The sequence below is a fragment of the Bacteroidia bacterium genome, assembly GCA_016218155.1.
Classification (GTDB): Bacteria; Bacteroidota; Bacteroidia; order Bacteroidales; family GWA2-32-17; genus GWA2-32-17.
In genome coordinates this window covers 1-17,382 of the sequence record JACREQ010000002.1, presented here as the reverse complement: position 1 = coordinate 17,382, position 17,382 = coordinate 1, and the positions used below count along the sequence as shown (strand labels likewise).

The window sequence follows — 17,382 nt, the reverse complement described above, 5'->3', positions numbered from 1 at the left end:
TAAAGGATTAATTAAAGAATTTGTTCCACCAATACTGAAAAACTAAAAGACTCCATAGATGAACTGGACTTTCTGAAGGATTAACAGAATGTAATTTATTTTTTTGATTTTGAATTTTCGAGAAATTAAATATTCCTTGTTTGTTAATTGCTGATTCGCTTAGTAATTCATTCAACATTGGATTTAATTCATTTTGCAACCAAGGTAAAAGTGGAACCTCGAAACCATGTTTAGGTTTTGATAAAATTTCTGTTGGCAAAATATCAGCAAATGCAGATCGTAAAAGTTTTTTTCTTGAATTACTATCAATTTTAAATTCAGATGGAAGTGTAAACATAAAATCAACAATAGTATGGTCGAGCATAGGAACACGAACTTCTAAGCCATGAGACATAGACATCATATCAACTTTAAAAAGCATATCATTTGGCAAAACCAGATTCATGTCAGTATAAAGCAATGAGTTAAAATCTGAATTTACGTTTTTAAGAATCACTGTTTGTTGATTTGCTATACTTAAATTATTTACTAATAATTTTTCTATATATTTTTCTCCAGCAAAACTGCTCCAATACCAATAACGATCCTTATCGTTTTTAATTAATCCTTTTCCATATCGCTGCACCTGCCTAACTTTATTTGAGAAAGAGGAGTTTCGCGATTTTGGCAAAATCTTAACAAATGGTAAAGATATTTTTACCGCAACATTAAACAGACCTCCATTTAATGCCTTATAATGTGCATAATGTTTATTATACCCTGCATGCAATTCATCAGCACCATCTCCAGACAGCGCAACTGTAACATTCTGCTTTGTTAACCTACTTAAAGCTGAAACTGCTATAGCAGAACTATCTGCAAAGGGTTCATCTAAATAATCTAAAACATGAGTGATTTCATCTAAAAGATCATTTCTTGATAACGAAAAAACAGTATGATTTGTATCAAATTTATTTGCAATTATTTGTGCAGATGAAGTTTCATCATAAAATGCATCTTCTTTAAAACCAACTGAAAACGTATTTAATTTTGAAACATTTTGTGCAGCAATAGCTGTTACAATACTTGAATCGAGACCGCCACTTAAAAACGTTCCAAGCGGAACGTCAGACATTAATCTTCTTTTTACAGATTCCTCCTGAAGTTGCCTAAATTCTTCGACTGCTTCATTAAATGAAATTTTCGAATTTAAAGATTGATTTATTGAATAATACTGTTTTACCTCAACATTTTTCTCTTTAATTTTAATAAAGTGTCCGGGTAAAAGCTTGTAAACATTCTCAAATATTGTTAAAGGTGCAGGAATATAGTTTAGTTGAAAATATAATCCCATAGCCTCATTGTTTAGTGTCTTTGTTATATCAAAGCACAATAAAGCTTTTATTTCTGAAGCAAAAATGATTTTCTTATTATCTTTATAAAATACTAATGGCTTAATACCATATCTGTCACGAGCGATAAATACAGTTTGCTCTTTGTTATCATAAATTGCAATTGCAAAGCACCCATTTATTTCATTTAAAAAACTTTCGCCCTTCTCAATATAAAGATTTAATAACACTTCAGTATCAGAGAGGGTTTTAAAAACAAAACCTTTTTCTAACAATCTTTTTCGATGATAGGGATAATTATAAAATTCGCCATTAAAAATGATTGTATATCTTCCAGTACTATCAGTTAATGGCTGATTTGCAGCATCTGAAGTATCAATAACTGAAAGTCGGGTATGACCTAAACCTACATTCTTGTGAAAGAATATTCCATCGCTATTTGGACCTCTGTTTTTAAGCAAAGAAATGCTCTGCCTTAAAGAACCTGTCCACCTTTCAGCATTTTCGTTAAAATCAAATATTCCGCAAATTCCGCACATGTAGAATGTTTATTGTTATTTGTTTGGGGTTTTAAAAGTTATTAAGTAAATAGTTAAAAAAGTTCTATGATCATCGTTACATATTTATTGTTATATGTCAATTGATTTACGTTAAATGTCTTTTGTTTAAACCATTTGTTATTTTCTAGTTATCTCCAAGAAACATTGGATCCCAAGGTGGTAATTTTGTTGGAGTCTGTTTCAATATTTCCAATGTTTTCTCATCAATAAATTTCTTTAAAACTACAACTCTAAACATATATTCGTTAAACCATCCATCTGTTATTGCAAGGTATCCGCTATGGCCAGATGAAGCGCCCCAACTATTCTCGACTAGCCATTTCGTGGGTTTTTCGTTTGCATCAACGTCTGCAGCTACAAGTGCCATTCCATGCGAAGAACCACTTTCAAATGTTATTATTCTGTCTTTTTTATCCATACCAAACTTAACACCATACAGAGATTGATAATCATAATTATCAAGCGAAAGCAATCCAGCATCAGTATTTAATTGTTTGCCTACATCACACGAGAAGTACATTGCTTCGTTACTTTTTATAGATGTAATTGCAAATTTCTTAATTTCATCAACAGGCAAATTTATATAAAGCCAATTACGACCTTCTATAACATTTCTGTCATATTCAATTTCATAAAGTTTAAAATATGGTCGTGATGGATCATTCATTAAAAGAACATAATCGTTAAAATTAACATCAGGCAGAGATTCTGCAAAAAAAGATTTTGGAGTATAAGTTTTTATTGGACTTATTGTCGCATCTTTTGACTGGTACCTCCATGTAAATTCTTTTGGTGGTTTGCCTAAATTAATAATAAGTATTCTATAAACATCACTTAACATTTCTATTTTTCTAGTTCTTATTTTATCCTCTGTAGATTTGTTTTCTTTCATTTTTCTTATCTCCAGACCACATTCTCTTAATTTTGTGGTTAAAACACGTTGAAGTGCTGAAGTATTTTCACTCGAGTTTGTTTCGGGCATCACTTCTTTTGGAACTAAACCATATTTTTCAACTAAGTTTGTTAATGAATTCCACACACCACCATCACCAATCGGATTTTTAAAAAACCACTCAACAGTTTTATCGTCCATTGGCTTGTCGGATGAAAGAATAATTCCTTCTAAAAACAGATTAGCTTTCTCGAGCAAATCATAAAAATATAAATAGTTAGTACTAAACTCAAATGAACTTAAATTATAATGTTTAATCACTTTTGGTCTTAAAATATTTAATCCTGTAAACATCCAGCAGCGACCTGAACTCTTTTGGTCGGTAATTCCGGTAACATCAACTTTATATTTGAAAAAGAAATCTGTTTTTCCGAAATTATCTCTATTTACAGTAAGCTTTTTTACATCATTTGCAGAAACCGCATTTTGTATCGCTTTATCATTTGGTGAGGCAACAAAAGATTTTTCAATTTGTTGTAATACTTCAGTTGAAATTGAAGTAGAATTATTTTGTGAAAATCCTGCTTTAGCCATAATTATTAGAAAAATAAAAACTACAATTCTTTTCATAAGAGATAATTTTTACAAATATATATAAATTGAAGTTATATTTAATTTTCAACTAAATACTATAACACATTTCTCCAAAATCTTCTTTTATACAACCACAAAAAAGAAATTGAGGCAATTAAAGCACCTGAACAATTTGCTATAAAATCAAAAATATCCTGTGAGCGTTTATTAAATACTGTTCCTTGTAAAACTTCCAGCAATCCACCGTATAAAAAACAAGAAACCAAGATAACAATAATACTTTCAACAGATAATTTTTTTCTTTGTTTAATAGTACCTGCCATAATAAAAAGGCATAAAACAAAGTACCATATAAAATGAATTAATTTATCTGCCCCCGGAATCTCAATCAGGTTAACACTATTTAAGTTATCACCTGAAATTGCACTACCAATAAAGATTAGCACAGCCCATATTATTGCTTTTATAAATGAACTATTCATTTTATTAATTTCAACTTGTAAAAGTATAAAATTCAACGTAGGTTTGTTGTCGATGGCAGGCATATATTTTCATATCCCGTTTTGTAAAACCCGTTGCAGCTATTGTGATTTTTTTTCTTCTGTCTCTGAAGCAGATATTACCAAAATTATTGCAGCAGAAATTAAAGAACTAGATATTAAGAAAAATTATATCGGCGACGAAACTGTAGAAACCATTTACTTTGGAGGTGGAACACCTTCATTTATAGCAGAGAAAAATATTGAACAATTATTAAATGCTGTTTACAAGAATTATAAGGTTTGTGATTCCCCTGAAATCACAATTGAAGTTAATCCCGATGATATAAAAACTGAAAAGGCAAAATCATTTGCTTCTTTTGGTATCAACAGAATTAGCATGGGAACCCAATCTTTTAATGATAGTATCTTAAACTTTTTGAATCGAAGACATAATTCTGAACAAGCAATAGAATCAATAGACGTTTTAAAACAAACCGGTTTTAACAATATTAGTATCGATTTAATTTACGGTATTCCTAATCTGAATATTGAAGAATGGGGAAAAACAATTGACATTGCCTTAGATTTAAACATTCAACATATTTCGGCATATCATCTGAGTTTTGAAAGAGGAACTAAAATTCACAAACAACTAGAGACTAAAAAAATATTTGCCCTTCAAGATGAAGAAAGTGCTGATCAATATTCTCTTTTATGCGAAAAATTAAGAAGTAAATGTTTCGAACACTATGAAATTTCGAACTTTTCGTTACCTGAATTTAATTCAAAACATAATAGTAGCTACTGGCAAGGGAAGAAATATGTTGGTATTGGTCCGTCAGCACATTCATTTAATGGCGATTCACGACAATGGAATGTATCGGAAATTGGTAAATATATTACCAGAATTACAACAGAGAAAAAATATTTCACTAAAGAAAACCTAAGTTTAAATCAGAAATATAATGAGTTTTTATTAACTCGTTTAAGAACGAATAAGGGAATTAACTTGGAAGATATTTCAGCATTATTTGGAAATAATTATGCCGAAAGTTTTAAAAAATCTATATTATCTTTAACAAAAAATAATATTGTTAAATCAGCAAATAACAACATATACAATATTTCTGAGGAAAAGTGGTTTGTTTCTGACAATATAATTTCAGAATTATGTATAATTTAAATTAGTATTATGATTAAAGTAATAAAATTCGACATACAGGACACTGAGAAATTACATTATGCACTTACAATTCGCAGAGAAGTATTTGTTAAAGAGCAAGGTGTTGATAAGGCACTCGAACAAGATAATCTGGAAGATACAGCACAGCATTATCTTGCATATTATCATGATTTAGCAGTAGGAACTGCTCGATGGAGAATTACAGAAGAAGGTATTAAATTCGAAAGATTTGCAGTATTACATGGATATAGAAATAAAAAAATTGGACAAGCGCTATTAGATGCAGCATTATTTGATGCAAGAACATTGAATAAAACAATTTATTTACACGCACAAAAATCAGCAGTAAACTTTTATTTAAGAAATGGCTTTAGTCCTGTAGGTCTGCCTTTTTTTGAGGCAGGAATAGAACATTTGTCAATGCAATGGTTTGATGATCTTTTTTAATTTTAAAAAAGGTTTTCATTTGAAAACTTCGTACATTTACATACGAAAATAATATTGTATGGAAATAAAGAAATATACACTTTGGGTTTTATTATTAACAACCATAGTGCTACAAGCAATTGGTTTTACTGCCTTTTCTCAATCACCACAAAAAATCAATTATCAGGCAGTTATTAGAAATGTAACTGGTGATGTTTTACCAAATACCAGTTTAGGAATGCGTGTAAGCATTTTACAAGGCTCTTCATCCGGTATTATTATTTACCGAGAAACATATTCGCCAAATCCATTATCAAATTCATATGGAGTAGTGAATATAAATATTGGTGCCGGAACTCCACAGATTGGAACCTTTGCCGCTATTAACTGGGGTAATGGTCCATATTTTATAAAAATTGAAACTGACCCTACCGGCTTTACAAATTACACACTTGTAAGTACAAATCAGTTAGTAAGTGTCCCTTATGCTTTTTATGCCGAATACAGTGGCTCTACCCCACCAAAACATTATGTAGGAGAATTTTTTGAAGGAGGAATAATTTTTTATGTTGACTACACAGGAAATCACGGTTTAATATGCAGTCTGACCGATATAAACTCTGCTATGACCTGGAGCGATTTTCCAACAACATTAATTGGAGCAACAGCACAAAGCGACTGGAATGGCCAAGCAAATTCAAATGCTATTATACTACAAAGCTCAGCTGCAAGTACAGCTGATGCCTGTGATAATTATACTAATCCCAATTATGGTAGTGGCATTTACTCAGATTGGTACTTGCCTGCAATAGACCAATTAAGTTTAATTTTTCATGCTAAATACCAACTTGATAAAGCTATTGACACTGATGGTAATCCCGCTACAATTCCATTATCTAAGCACTCATACTGGTCTTCAACTGAATGCAGCAGTTTAAGTGCCTGGGCATTTGACTTTGTTACAGGAGCAGTTATTGGAAATGATAAGCTTTGCACACCCATTTATGTTCGTGCAATTAGAGATTTTTAAAAATTAAATATCTGCCATAAATGCTCCACTTTCAGTAACGGCAAAGCATTTTACATTTAGAATTTTAGCCTCTTCTTTCCACTTATTTATTCGCCATTTTGAATTAGAAGAATCAATAATTATCTGACAAGGATTTATAACTTGTAATATATCAGAAATACTCATATATACGTTATTTGAAAGTATTATATAATTTACATTAATTTTTTTTGTAATTTGTTGTGGCAATTTAAATTTTTCTCTTAATACAAATATTCTGCAATTATAAAAATCAAAAAAGTTTTTTTTGAAAAATAAATTTTCATTATCTGTTGTTAAAATATTTGTAAATAAAAACTGATCATTTAATTTCGAAAAGGGGATTATTTTTTCTGCGCCAACTCCCAGCGTTAACCAATTACCTTTTAGTGAATTTAAAATATTTGTCTTTTCAGGTATTATATCACTAAATAATACATTATTATACCCATCAATAAAATTTAAAGACGATACCCCTTTTATATTATATACATATAATTTTCTTTGATTAAGCGAAGTAATTTTCTCGTAAATACTCAAACAAATAATAAAGATTATTGAAACCAGAAAAAATCTTAAATAACTTATATGCTTATAAACAATGAATAATGTTACGAAGACTAAAGCTAAATAAAACAAAAACATCAATGGCATATTAAATGGAATATCCTTTGCAACTGCACCAGGCAAATTTTCAATATACTGACATGACCAATTCATTAGATCGACAAGTTTTATAAGTCCTTTTGCTACCCATCCAGATCCCCATTCCCATGCAGAAATAGCAAATAAAAACATCGTCAGGTATATTATTAACGAGGATAATGGTATAACAATAAGCCCTGTAATTAAAAAATAATTAGGAAACTGATGAAAATAATATAAACTTAAAGGAAAAGTAACCAACTGTGCTGCAATTCCAACAGAAGTTAATGCCCACAACTTATCTATTATTTTATATCGAATGTAAAATACTCTATACACCATTGGCTGATAGTATACGATTCCAAAAACTGCAAGATAGCTTAGTTGAAAGCCAACATCAAATAACATTAAAGGATTAATAATTAAAAGAAGCATTGCAGACGAAAAAAGCGAGTTATAAATATTCGTTTGCCTATCAAAAGCTCTACCTATAACAACAAAGCTGAACATTGTTGCAGCTCTGAGAACAGAAGGTGATAATCCTGTAATTAAAGCATAACCCCATAGAAAAAGAACAATTAACACAGCCTTTATAATTCTTAATCGTTTCTTCTTTGAAAGAAAAAATAATAAAAAATCAAGCACAATAAAAACAACTCCCACATGCAATCCGCTAACAGATAACACATGCATTGCTCCAGAAGAAATATACGATTGTTTTACCTCAGCATCAAGATCATTTGTATAGCCTAAAGTTATTGCAGATGTAACACTATAAGCATCACCTTTGAACCCATATTTTGTCAATACAGAAAGAATTTCATTTCTTAAGTTATCTGCAAATAATAATATTCCACCATCAGCCTTTGAGCTTATTAAATGCCAGCTTGCTGATTTCAAATATGCCTGATGTGTTATTAAATGAAATGCCAGATATTGTTTATAATCAAACTCCTTAGGATTCCCCGCATTTTCTATTTCCTGTAAAGAGGGTTCAAATATTATTCTGTCACCATTTTTTAAGGCAGACGATTTTTTGTCTTTTTGAAAATATAATATTACTTTTCCATCAGTACTTAACCATTCATTATTTGAACGAATTGCCTGAATTTCGAGAACTGTTTTTATTGATTTTTCCTTCTCTGCAGGCTGCTCTATTATCTCACCTAAAAGGTATCCGGATTTCTGTCCTACAAAAAAATCTTTTTTTACTGCACGTTGTGAAGTTAAGGTATAAGCAGAAAGAAATAAAGCAACATTTAGTGTTATTCCCCAAAATGATGCAATTGAATATTTAGCTCTAATTGCAGGAATAACTTGAAAAACAAATAACAATAAAAACAACAAAGTAACCCCTAAAATAATCCAAAATATAGGAAGATTAGGAAAATACCGACAAAAAACAATGCCTAAGATAAATGGTAAAACTAATCTTACAAATGGGATGTTAGAAAAAGTCGAAACTTTTGCCTGCATTTGTAAGATAATAATTTAACAATGCTATTTACAAAAATATTTAATTGTTGAAGTATCTGCAGCAACAATACTATCTGCAAAACTATCCCATAATAATACATCTCCACCACAAAGTCGCTTAAAATCTAAAGTGTCTTTTGGTAAATTGTTAGAGTTACGATACTTTATTTTATAACAATCTTTACATATTGGCGTTTCTTCTTCTGCAAGTTTCTCACATGACATAAAGACAACTGCACTAATAATTGTAATAATTAAAATAAGGTTTTTCATTTTTTATCAGGTGTTAGGTGAGATATTGTTTTTTTCCTTTTCTTGAAATGATTTTATAAGTTCTTCGGGGCTTTTACCCAAATTTTGTATTATTACTTTTGTGTCTTTTGCCAAAGGATGGTTTGGATATTTATCAATAAACCTCTCATAATGATATTTTGCTTTGTCCAAATCTAAAAGTAAATTTTCATTTATATACCCTTGCATAAAAATGCAAATTGGCATTTTGGGAAATGAAGAATAATCATTCTCGATTCTCTCGTAATATGACAATGCAAGTTTTCCTTTATTTAACGCTTTGCAAATTTCTGCTGCTCTTAGTAGATATTCGGCTGTTGCAGTATCATCAGGATTTTGAGTAGCATATTTTGAATATAAAATTATAGCATTATTTGCAACACTAACGTCGAGAGTCATAACTGTATCTGAATACAATTGCTTTTCTGTTTGCTGAATTTCTAAAAGCAATTTATTTTTTTCATCAGTATTTTTATTTGTTGTTTCAGTGCATGAAAACAACCCCAATAACATAAACAATAACAACGTGTAGTTTTTCATTTTTATTTCTTAGTTGCAAATTTCATTTTATAACTTACTTTTACTATTCCTGTAATAATATTATTAAGCTTTTTCTTAATTAGTGCTCTTCTGATTTGCGAAATTCTGTCAGGAATTAATATCCCATCAAGGTGATCATATTCATGCTGAAAAATTCTCGCTTTAATACCATCATAAACTTCCTCATGTTGTTCAAAATTTTCATCCAAATATTTTACAGTAATTACAGGCTTGCGACGAACATCTTCACGGATTCCGGGTAAACTTAAACAACCTTCATTATATATCCATGATTCACCTTCTTCATTTATTATATGTGCATTAATAAAAACTTTTTTGAAGCCAACCAATTCTTTATGGTCTTCTTCCATTGGCTCAGCATCAATCACAAATAACCTGATTGATTTTCCAACCTGGGGTGCCGCAAGGCCAACTCCTTCAGCTTCATACATCGTTTCAAACATATTTGCTACAAACTCTTTCAAGCCGGGATAATCCTTTGAAATATCTTTTGCTACATCACGAAGCACTGCATTTCCATATCCATAGATAGGCAATATCATCTCTTTTTAAAATTTAAATATTCTAAATAATTCTGTAATAAGATTGTCGCACTAACCGAATCAATTAATGCCTTGTTTTTTCTGTCTTTTTTTCCAAGCCCACCATCAATCATAGCCTGAAACGCCATTTTAGATGTAAATCTCTCATCGTACATATCAACCGGAATAAGAGGAAAAGTGGTTTTAAGTTTTTCTGCAAATGGTTTAATAAATTGCATTGATGAAGATTCGGTATTGTCAAGCTTTTTAGCTAAACCTACAACAATTAATTCTACCTCCTCTTTCTGAAAATAATTTTTAAGAAAATCAAATATTTCACTCGAGTGAACAGTTGTTAAATTAGTTGCAATAATTTTTAAAGTGTCTGTTACTGCAAGACCAACACGTTTCTGACCATAATCAATTGCTAATATTCTACCCACAATAAAAATTATTTAGTAGTGCAAACCTACATTAAAAATGTGTAAAAGGCAATAATATTAATTCAATAAATTGTTTACTTATCTGATATTGTGCTCTTTTAATATGATTTTTTTTACATCGCCTTTTCTTAAAAAATGTTTACTACATATGTATTATTTGTCATATTCATTTTATAGTAGTATTTTTACCCCATTAATTTTATAGACTAAGTGACGCACACAGCTAAAAACATAACTCCAGTTTTCGATAAAATGCTGACACGCAAGGATAAAGAAGCACTTCTTTCTCAGCAAAGCATCTGCATATGGTTTACAGGATTATCAGGAAGCGGTAAAAGTACATTAGCTATTGAATTCGAAAAAGAACTTCACAACAGAGGATTTCTCGTTAAACTTATTGATGGCGACAATGTTAGAACCGGAATAAATAAAAATTTGGGATTTTCAGAAGAAGATCGTAACGAAAATATTCGCCGAATTGCTGAAATAAATAAATTATTTATCGAAAATGGCATTATAACAATTAACTCATTTGTTAGCCCTACAAATAATTTACGCGATTTAGTTAAAGAAATTGTAGGTTCTTCAAATTACTATTTAGTTTATGTAAATGCTTCATTAACTGTTTGCGAAAAACGCGATGTAAAAGGTCTTTATGCAAAGGCAAGAAAAGGAGAAATTCCGGATTTCACAGGAATAAGTGCACCTTTTGATGAACCAATGAATGCATTTCTTGAAATAAATACATCAGAATCGGACGTAAAAACATGCGTGAATAAACTACTAAGCAAATTCTTACCAATAATAGAATACAAATAAAAAAATGAAAAATTATAAAATCACTCATCTTCGCGAACTCGAAAACGAATCTATTTATGTTATTCGTGAAGTTGTTGCGCAATTTGAAAAACCTACCATGCTTTTTTCAGGCGGAAAAGATTCTATTGTTATGTTTTACCTTGCACGAAAAGCATTCTGGCCTGCAAAAGTTCCTTTTCCATTGTTACACGTTGATACAGGTCATAACTTTCAGGAAACGCTCGACTACCGTGATAATTTAATGAAAGAAACCGGATCAACATGCATAGCTCGTTTGGTTCAGGATTCAATTGATAAAGGTCGTGTAGTTGAAGAAAAAGGAATTAACGCCAGTCGTAACAAATTACAAACAGTTACACTTCTTGATGCTATAGAAGAATTTAAATTTGATTGTGCAATGGGAGGTGGTCGCCGCGATGAAGAAAAAGCCCGTGCTAAAGAACGTTTTTTCTCACACCGTGATGAATTTGGACAATGGGACCCAAAAAATCAACGCCCTGAATTATGGAATATATTTAATGGGAAAAAACGTATGGGTGAACATTTCAGAGTTTTTCCAATTAGTAACTGGACTGAAATGGACGTATGGCAATATATTTTACTCGAAAATATTCCTATTCCCAGCTTGTATTTTAATCACAAAAGAGAAGTATTTAAACGTGATGGGATGATACTTGCAACCGCACCCTTCATGGAGTTGAAACCTGATGAGAAACCAGAAATGATGGATGTTCGTTGCAGAACAATTGGTGATATTTCATGTACCGGATTAACTTTATCAAAAGCAACAACTCTTGAAGAAATTATTCGCGAAATTGCTGCAACACGCGTTACTGAAAGAGGTGGTCGTTATGACGATAAACGTAGCGAAACAGCAATGGAAGATCGCAAAAAAGAAGGTTATTTCTAATTTAGGATTTGGGAATTACGATTTAGGATTTGAAAATAATTATCATTATTAACAATTTGAAATATTTTAGAACTAGTACCAAATAAATCCTAATTCCTTAATCATAACTCCTTAGTAAAATAATGGAAAAAGAAGAGTTAAAAAATAGAACAAAAAAGTTTGCTGTTAGAGTATTTAAATTTATTTTAACTGTAGAAAAAGGTAAAGAAATTGACGTGATTTCTTATCAACTACTAAAATCAGCATCCTCTGTCGCTGCAAATTATCGTGCAACATGTAGAGGAAAATCTACTGCAGATTTTTTACATAAATTAAAAGTTGTAGATGAAGAAGCAGACGAAAGCTTATTCTGGCTTGAATTAATTGATGAATTAAAATTAAAATGCGATAATGAAGAACTAATTAAATTAATTAAAGAAGCAAATGAATTAGTTTCAATTTTCTCAGCTTCAATTAAAACAATTAAATCAAAAAATATTTAATCTTAATTTCAATATAAATCCTTATTCGTAAATCCTAAATTCTAAATAATATATATGGACGATAACAATTTTGACGCATATTTAAACATGGAACTTCTTCGTTTCACAACTGCAGGAAGTGTTGACGATGGAAAAAGCACTTTAATAGGAAGATTGTTATATGACAGTAAAGCAATTTTCGAAGATCAGATGGAAGCTATCGAAAGAGCTAGTCTTGGAAGAGGTGAAGAAAGAGTAAACTTAGCTTTGTTAACAGACGGACTTCGTGCTGAACGTGAACAAGGAATTACAATTGACGTTGCATATCGTTATTTCGCAACACCTCGCAGAAAATTTATTATTGCCGATACTCCCGGTCATATTCAGTACACCAGAAATATGGTAACAGGTGCCTCTACTGCTAATCTTGCAGTTATTTTGGTAGATGCCCGTCATGGTGTTGTGGAACAAACTATAAGACATTCTTTTCTTGCAAGTTTGTTACAAATTCCTCATGTTATTATTTGTATTAACAAAATGGATTTAGTTGATTACAGTGAAGAGAGATTTGCTGAAATTACAAGTAAATTTTTAGAATTTGCTGCAAAATTTGACATAAAAGATATTCGCTTTGTTCCAATTTCTGCATTAAATGGTGATAACGTAGTTAAACGTAGTACAAAAATGGATTGGTATGATGGTCCAACTTTACTATGGTTACTTGATACTATTTATATAAGTAGCGACCAGAATCACATCGATTCAAGATTACCAGTACAATACATTATCAGACCACAAAATGATGAATTCCACGATTATCGTGGATATGCCGGAAGAATTGCCGGTGGCATTTTCAGAAAAGGCGATAAGGTAAAAGTTTTACCAAGTGGATTTGTCTCAACAATTAAATCTATCGACACATTTGAAAAATCTTTGGAAGTTGCTACTTCGTCACAATCTGTAACAATTACTCTTGAAGATGACGTTGATGTTAGCCGTGGCGATATGATAGTTAAAGAAAACAACGTGCCAACAATTTCGCAGGATGTGGACATGATGTTCTGCTGGTTTAATCCAAAACCATTACAATTAAAAGGTCGCTATGTATTACGTCATACCTCAAACGAAGTTAAATGTGTTATCAACGAAGTTAAATATAAGGTTGACATTAACACAATGGAAAGAAATACCGAAGATAAAACAGTTACTATGAATGAAATCGGACGCATTTCTATTCGTACTCAAAAACCAATTTTCTTCGATTCTTACCGTAAAAACAGAATTACAGGTAGCGTTATTCTTGTTGATGAAGCAACAAATGAAACTGTTTGTGCAGGTATGATTGTTTAAAGTTTAGAAAGTTTTTCCCCTGCCCTAAATAAAGTTTCATCGTCTTTTGCAAAACAAAAGCGAAGAATTTTTTCATCTTTTAAGTTTTGATAAAAAACTGAAATAGGAACTGATGCAACGCCTATTTCTTTTGTTAATCTTATAGCTAATTCTGTATCCGGCTCATCAGTTATTTCTGAATAACAAAGATTTTGAAAGTATGATCCTTTAGATGGAATAAATGTAAATCTTGAATCTTTTATCGCCTCAAGAAAAGTATTTCTCTTTTTTTCATAAAATAATGGAACTCCATTATAATTTCCCGGATTTTTTAAAAATTCGGCAAGTGCATATTGTAAAGGTGTAAATGTGCTAAATGTTAAAAACTGATGAATTTTTCTGAATTCTGTTGTTAAATCCTTAGGTGCAACACAATATCCTGTTTTCCAACCTGTAACATGAAATGTTTTACCAAAAGAACTTATAATAAAACTACGTTGTTGCAATTCAGGTAGAGACATTAATGAATTATGTTTTAATCCATCAAAAATTATATGCTCGTATACCTCATCTCCAATTAAAAAGATATTTGTATTCTGAACAATGTTACATAATTCATTTAAATCTGTTTCACATAATACCGCTCCTGTGGGATTATGAGGAGTATTAATAATTATCAACTTTGTTTTTGAAGATATTTTATTCCTTACTTCAGCCCAATCAATATTATAATCTGGATATTTTAAAGAAATACAAACCGGAATACCACCATTTAATTCAATTGCCGGAATATAACTGTCATATGCTGGTTCAAAAACAATCACTTCATCGCCGGTTTTTACTACTGCTGAAATTGCTGAAAAAAGGGCTTCTGTACCACCTGATGTTACAGTTATCTCAGAATCTGGATCGTAATTTACATTATAAAGCTTAAATGTTTTTTCTGAAATTGCCTCTCTTAGCTCTTTTACACCCATCATAGGAGCATATTGATTAAAACCAAGTTTCATATATTTATTTACAAGTGAAATCAATTCTTCTGAAACCGGAAAATTCGGAAACCCCTGTGATAAATTAATTGCATTGCATTCTGTTGCCAATGAAGACATTACCGTAAATATTGTTGTTCCTACTTTAGGTAGTTTTGTTTTTATTGTTGGTCTATTTAATATCATAACTAATCTTTTTTTTAAGCATCAAAAATAATAATATCTGTAGAATAGTCAGCTAAGTTTTCTTTGTTCTATAATATGCTTTTTTAGCCTTCTGTTGTTTATAATAAGCTACAAAAATTAATGAAAGAGGAAAAAATAATATTATCAAAATCCAAATAAATATTTTAAAAATAACTTTCATCACATTAAAAATAAAAAAAACAAAGTTAATCTTAAAAATATTAATGAATTACTTTCCTTATTTTTACTTAATTGCAAGTACTCCTTCAAACGTTATATAACTGATTATATTACTGTTATAAAGCTAGTAGATAATGTTTTCAATCTTAATCTTCTAACTTTAATAAAATTATAGCTTTATTTGAATTTAATAATTATTGGTCAAACAAAAATTTTAATTATTTTTGGCAACCATTTTAGATGTTTGTATGTCTTAAAAATATAAGGTTTTAGTAAAGATTTACTTTTAAACAATTAATGAAACAAAGCCAATAAGATCACGTATAAACCAAATATCTTATTAAAAATAATAATGAAGCCTAGATTAATTCATATAATATTCCTGTTTTTTGCGCTATTTTTAAATCTTTCACTTTTGGCACAAAAGACAGTAAAGAGTACAGATTATGCAATTGAACATTCCGATACAACAATTGATTTTCAAACAAATCCAAAAGGAATTTATACAGTTTCTGTTACATCAACTAATGTTACTTGTTATGGTTTATGTGATGGCACAATTACTGTAACTTTAAATGGCGCTCCTACATTTCCTGTTGATTTAAGATTGACATTGCCTGCAGATATTGGCGGCACACAAAATTACAATAATCTTAATGCAATAGATTTCCCATTCACAATAACTAATCTGTGTGGTTCAGTTTTACCATATCAGGTTAGGGTAAGAGATGCTTCAAATGCAATACAATGGTCTCCTCAGGTATGGGTAGTTGCTCCTGGTCCTATAACAATTGACCTTTCTACTCAAATAAATGAAACCTGTCCAGGTAGATGTGATGGTAGTGTTAAAATTAATTCTGTAATTAATGCAGCATTTCCTGTTGATTATTTATGGTCTACAACTTCCATTCTTGACAGTATTGGCAACTTATGTGCAGGAACATATATTGTTACAATTACAGATGCAAACAGTTGTTCAATTGACTCAACATTTACAATTACTGCACCACCTCCACTTGCTCCAGTCGCATCTAATACAGGTCCTTACTGTGTAGGAGATTTAATTCAATTAAATGTTGATGCTTATTCTTCTTATGTATGGTCAGGACCTGGAGGATTTAACAGCATTTTACAAAATCCTACCAGAGCAGGTGCTACTCTTGCGATGGGAGGATTGTATTCTGTAACCGTTACTGATGCTACTGGTTGTACTGGAGTTGCAACCACAACAGTAGTAGTAAACGCTTTACCAAATGCCACTGCAACTAATAACGGACCTGTTTGTGAAGGAAAACTATTAACATTAACTGGTGGAATTAATGGTATGGTTTCCTACTCATGGAGTGGACCATTAGGATTTTCTAGTAATACACAAAGCCCCACAGTTTCAGCTTCTGCTACAGTTGGAATGTCAGGCATTTATACAATTACTGTAACAAATGTAAATGGATGTACATCAACAGCAACTACTAATGTAATCGTAAATGCTGGTCCTTTAGCTACAGCAACAAGCAATAGTCCTGTCTGTATCGGTCAACCTTTAACATTAACAGGTGGTCCCAATGGAATGACTTCTTATTCATGGAGCGGTCCATTAGCATATTCTAACAACACGCAAAGTCCTACGGTTTCGGCTTCAGCTACTGCTGGGATGGCAGGTACTTATACTATTACAGTAACAAATGCCGGCGGATGTACATCAACAGCAACTACAACTGTTGTTGTAAATGCAAATCCAGTTGCCACAGCAGCAAGTAATAGTCCTGTTTGTATCGGTCAACCTTTAACATTAACAGGTGGTCCCAATGGAATGACTACTTATTCCTGGAGCGGACCATTAGCTTATTCTAACAATACGCAAAGTCCTACAGTTTCCGCTTCAGCGACAGCAGGAATGGCTGGTATATATACTATAACGGTAACAAATGCTAATGGGTGTACATCGACTGCTACTACAAATGTAACTATAAATGCAAACCCAGTAGCTACTGCAACTAGTAATAGTCCTGTTTGCGTTGGCAAACCTTTAACACTTACTGGTGGACCTAACGGAAT

Annotated in this window: 17 protein-coding genes; 8 read left to right on the top strand and 9 right to left on the bottom strand. The window is 31.2% G+C overall.

Annotation, left to right across the window (positions count from 1 at the left end):
* Positions 1–7: 7 nt before the first annotated feature.
* The 3 genes from asnB to vanZ form a co-directional block, all read right to left on the bottom strand.
* Entirely contained in the window at positions 8–1,870 is a 1,863-nt protein-coding gene (gene asnB, locus HY951_00110) for an asparagine synthase (glutamine-hydrolyzing) (protein ID MBI5538435.1), read from the bottom strand.
* A gap of 145 nt (positions 1,871–2,015) precedes the next feature.
* Entirely contained in the window at positions 2,016–3,413 is a 1,398-nt protein-coding gene (locus HY951_00105; protein MBI5538434.1) for a C1 family peptidase, read from the bottom strand.
* A 59-nt stretch (positions 3,414–3,472) separates the two neighbouring features.
* Positions 3,473–3,859: a VanZ family protein gene (gene vanZ, locus HY951_00100; protein MBI5538433.1), complete on the bottom strand. Its 387-nt coding sequence runs from the start codon at positions 3,857–3,859 to the stop codon at positions 3,473–3,475.
* 52 nt (positions 3,860–3,911) lie between these two features.
* Between vanZ and hemW the strand changes: the two genes are divergently transcribed.
* From hemW to HY951_00085, 3 genes are read left to right on the top strand one after another with little or no spacing between them, the layout of a single operon-like run.
* Complete coding sequence (gene hemW, locus HY951_00095; GenBank protein ID MBI5538432.1) at positions 3,912–5,042, top strand: radical SAM family heme chaperone HemW; 1,131 nt, start codon at positions 3,912–3,914, stop codon at positions 5,040–5,042.
* Between the two features lie 9 nt (positions 5,043–5,051).
* Entirely contained in the window at positions 5,052–5,489 is a 438-nt protein-coding gene (locus HY951_00090; protein ID MBI5538431.1) for a GNAT family N-acetyltransferase, read from the top strand.
* A gap of 58 nt (positions 5,490–5,547) precedes the next feature.
* On the top strand, positions 5,548–6,498 hold the full coding sequence (locus HY951_00085) for a DUF1566 domain-containing protein (GenBank protein ID MBI5538430.1): 951 nt from the start codon (positions 5,548–5,550) through the stop codon (positions 6,496–6,498).
* Positions 6,499–6,501: 3 nt separating this feature from the next.
* On the opposite strand, the gene HY951_00080 is transcribed toward HY951_00085, so the two are convergent.
* The 5 genes from HY951_00080 to ruvX are packed head-to-tail and all read right to left on the bottom strand — an operon-like array spanning position 6,502 to position 10,453.
* Entirely contained in the window at positions 6,502–8,637 is a 2,136-nt protein-coding gene (locus HY951_00080; GenBank protein MBI5538429.1) for a ComEC family competence protein, read from the bottom strand.
* A gap of 24 nt (positions 8,638–8,661) precedes the next feature.
* Positions 8,662–8,910, bottom strand: a complete 249-nt coding sequence (locus HY951_00075) for a hypothetical protein (GenBank protein ID MBI5538428.1) — start codon at positions 8,908–8,910, stop codon at positions 8,662–8,664.
* Between the two features lie 6 nt (positions 8,911–8,916).
* Positions 8,917–9,468 carry a hypothetical protein gene (locus tag HY951_00070; protein ID MBI5538427.1) on the bottom strand — a complete coding sequence of 184 codons (552 nt, stop codon included), beginning with the start codon at positions 9,466–9,468 and terminating at the stop codon, positions 8,917–8,919.
* 2 nt (positions 9,469–9,470) lie between these two features.
* On the bottom strand, positions 9,471–10,031 hold the full coding sequence (locus tag HY951_00065) for a peptide deformylase (GenBank protein MBI5538426.1): 561 nt from the start codon (positions 10,029–10,031) through the stop codon (positions 9,471–9,473).
* Positions 10,028–10,453 (bottom strand): Holliday junction resolvase RuvX, encoded by a 426-nt coding sequence (ruvX, locus tag HY951_00060; protein MBI5538425.1) that lies wholly within the window; start codon positions 10,451–10,453, stop codon positions 10,028–10,030. The genes HY951_00065 and ruvX overlap by 4 nt, the downstream gene beginning before the upstream one ends.
* 252 nt (positions 10,454–10,705) lie before the next feature.
* Between ruvX and cysC the strand changes: the two genes are divergently transcribed.
* The 4 genes from cysC to HY951_00040 all read left to right on the top strand — a co-directional run bounded on the left by cysC (position 10,706) and on the right by HY951_00040 (position 13,993).
* Positions 10,706–11,272 carry an adenylyl-sulfate kinase gene (gene cysC, locus HY951_00055; protein MBI5538424.1) on the top strand — a complete coding sequence of 189 codons (567 nt, stop codon included), beginning with the start codon at positions 10,706–10,708 and terminating at the stop codon, positions 11,270–11,272.
* A gap of 4 nt (positions 11,273–11,276) precedes the next feature.
* Positions 11,277–12,182 carry a sulfate adenylyltransferase subunit CysD gene (gene cysD, locus HY951_00050; protein MBI5538423.1) on the top strand — a complete coding sequence of 302 codons (906 nt, stop codon included), beginning with the start codon at positions 11,277–11,279 and terminating at the stop codon, positions 12,180–12,182.
* 122 nt (positions 12,183–12,304) lie between these two features.
* Positions 12,305–12,664, top strand: coding sequence for a four helix bundle protein (locus HY951_00045; protein MBI5538422.1), 360 nt, complete (start codon positions 12,305–12,307; stop codon positions 12,662–12,664).
* A gap of 87 nt (positions 12,665–12,751) precedes the next feature.
* Positions 12,752–13,993 carry a 50S ribosome-binding GTPase gene (locus HY951_00040; protein ID MBI5538421.1) on the top strand — a complete coding sequence of 414 codons (1,242 nt, stop codon included), beginning with the start codon at positions 12,752–12,754 and terminating at the stop codon, positions 13,991–13,993.
* Here the strand turns inward: HY951_00040 and HY951_00035 are convergent.
* Positions 13,990–15,147 (bottom strand): methionine aminotransferase, encoded by a 1,158-nt coding sequence (locus tag HY951_00035; GenBank protein ID MBI5538420.1) that lies wholly within the window; start codon positions 15,145–15,147, stop codon positions 13,990–13,992. The genes HY951_00040 and HY951_00035 overlap by 4 nt on opposite strands.
* Before the next feature lie 532 nt (positions 15,148–15,679).
* Here HY951_00035 and HY951_00030 point away from each other — a divergent pair.
* A partial coding sequence (locus tag HY951_00030) for a hypothetical protein (GenBank protein MBI5538419.1) occupies positions 15,680–17,382 on the top strand: 1,703 nt, incomplete at its 3' end.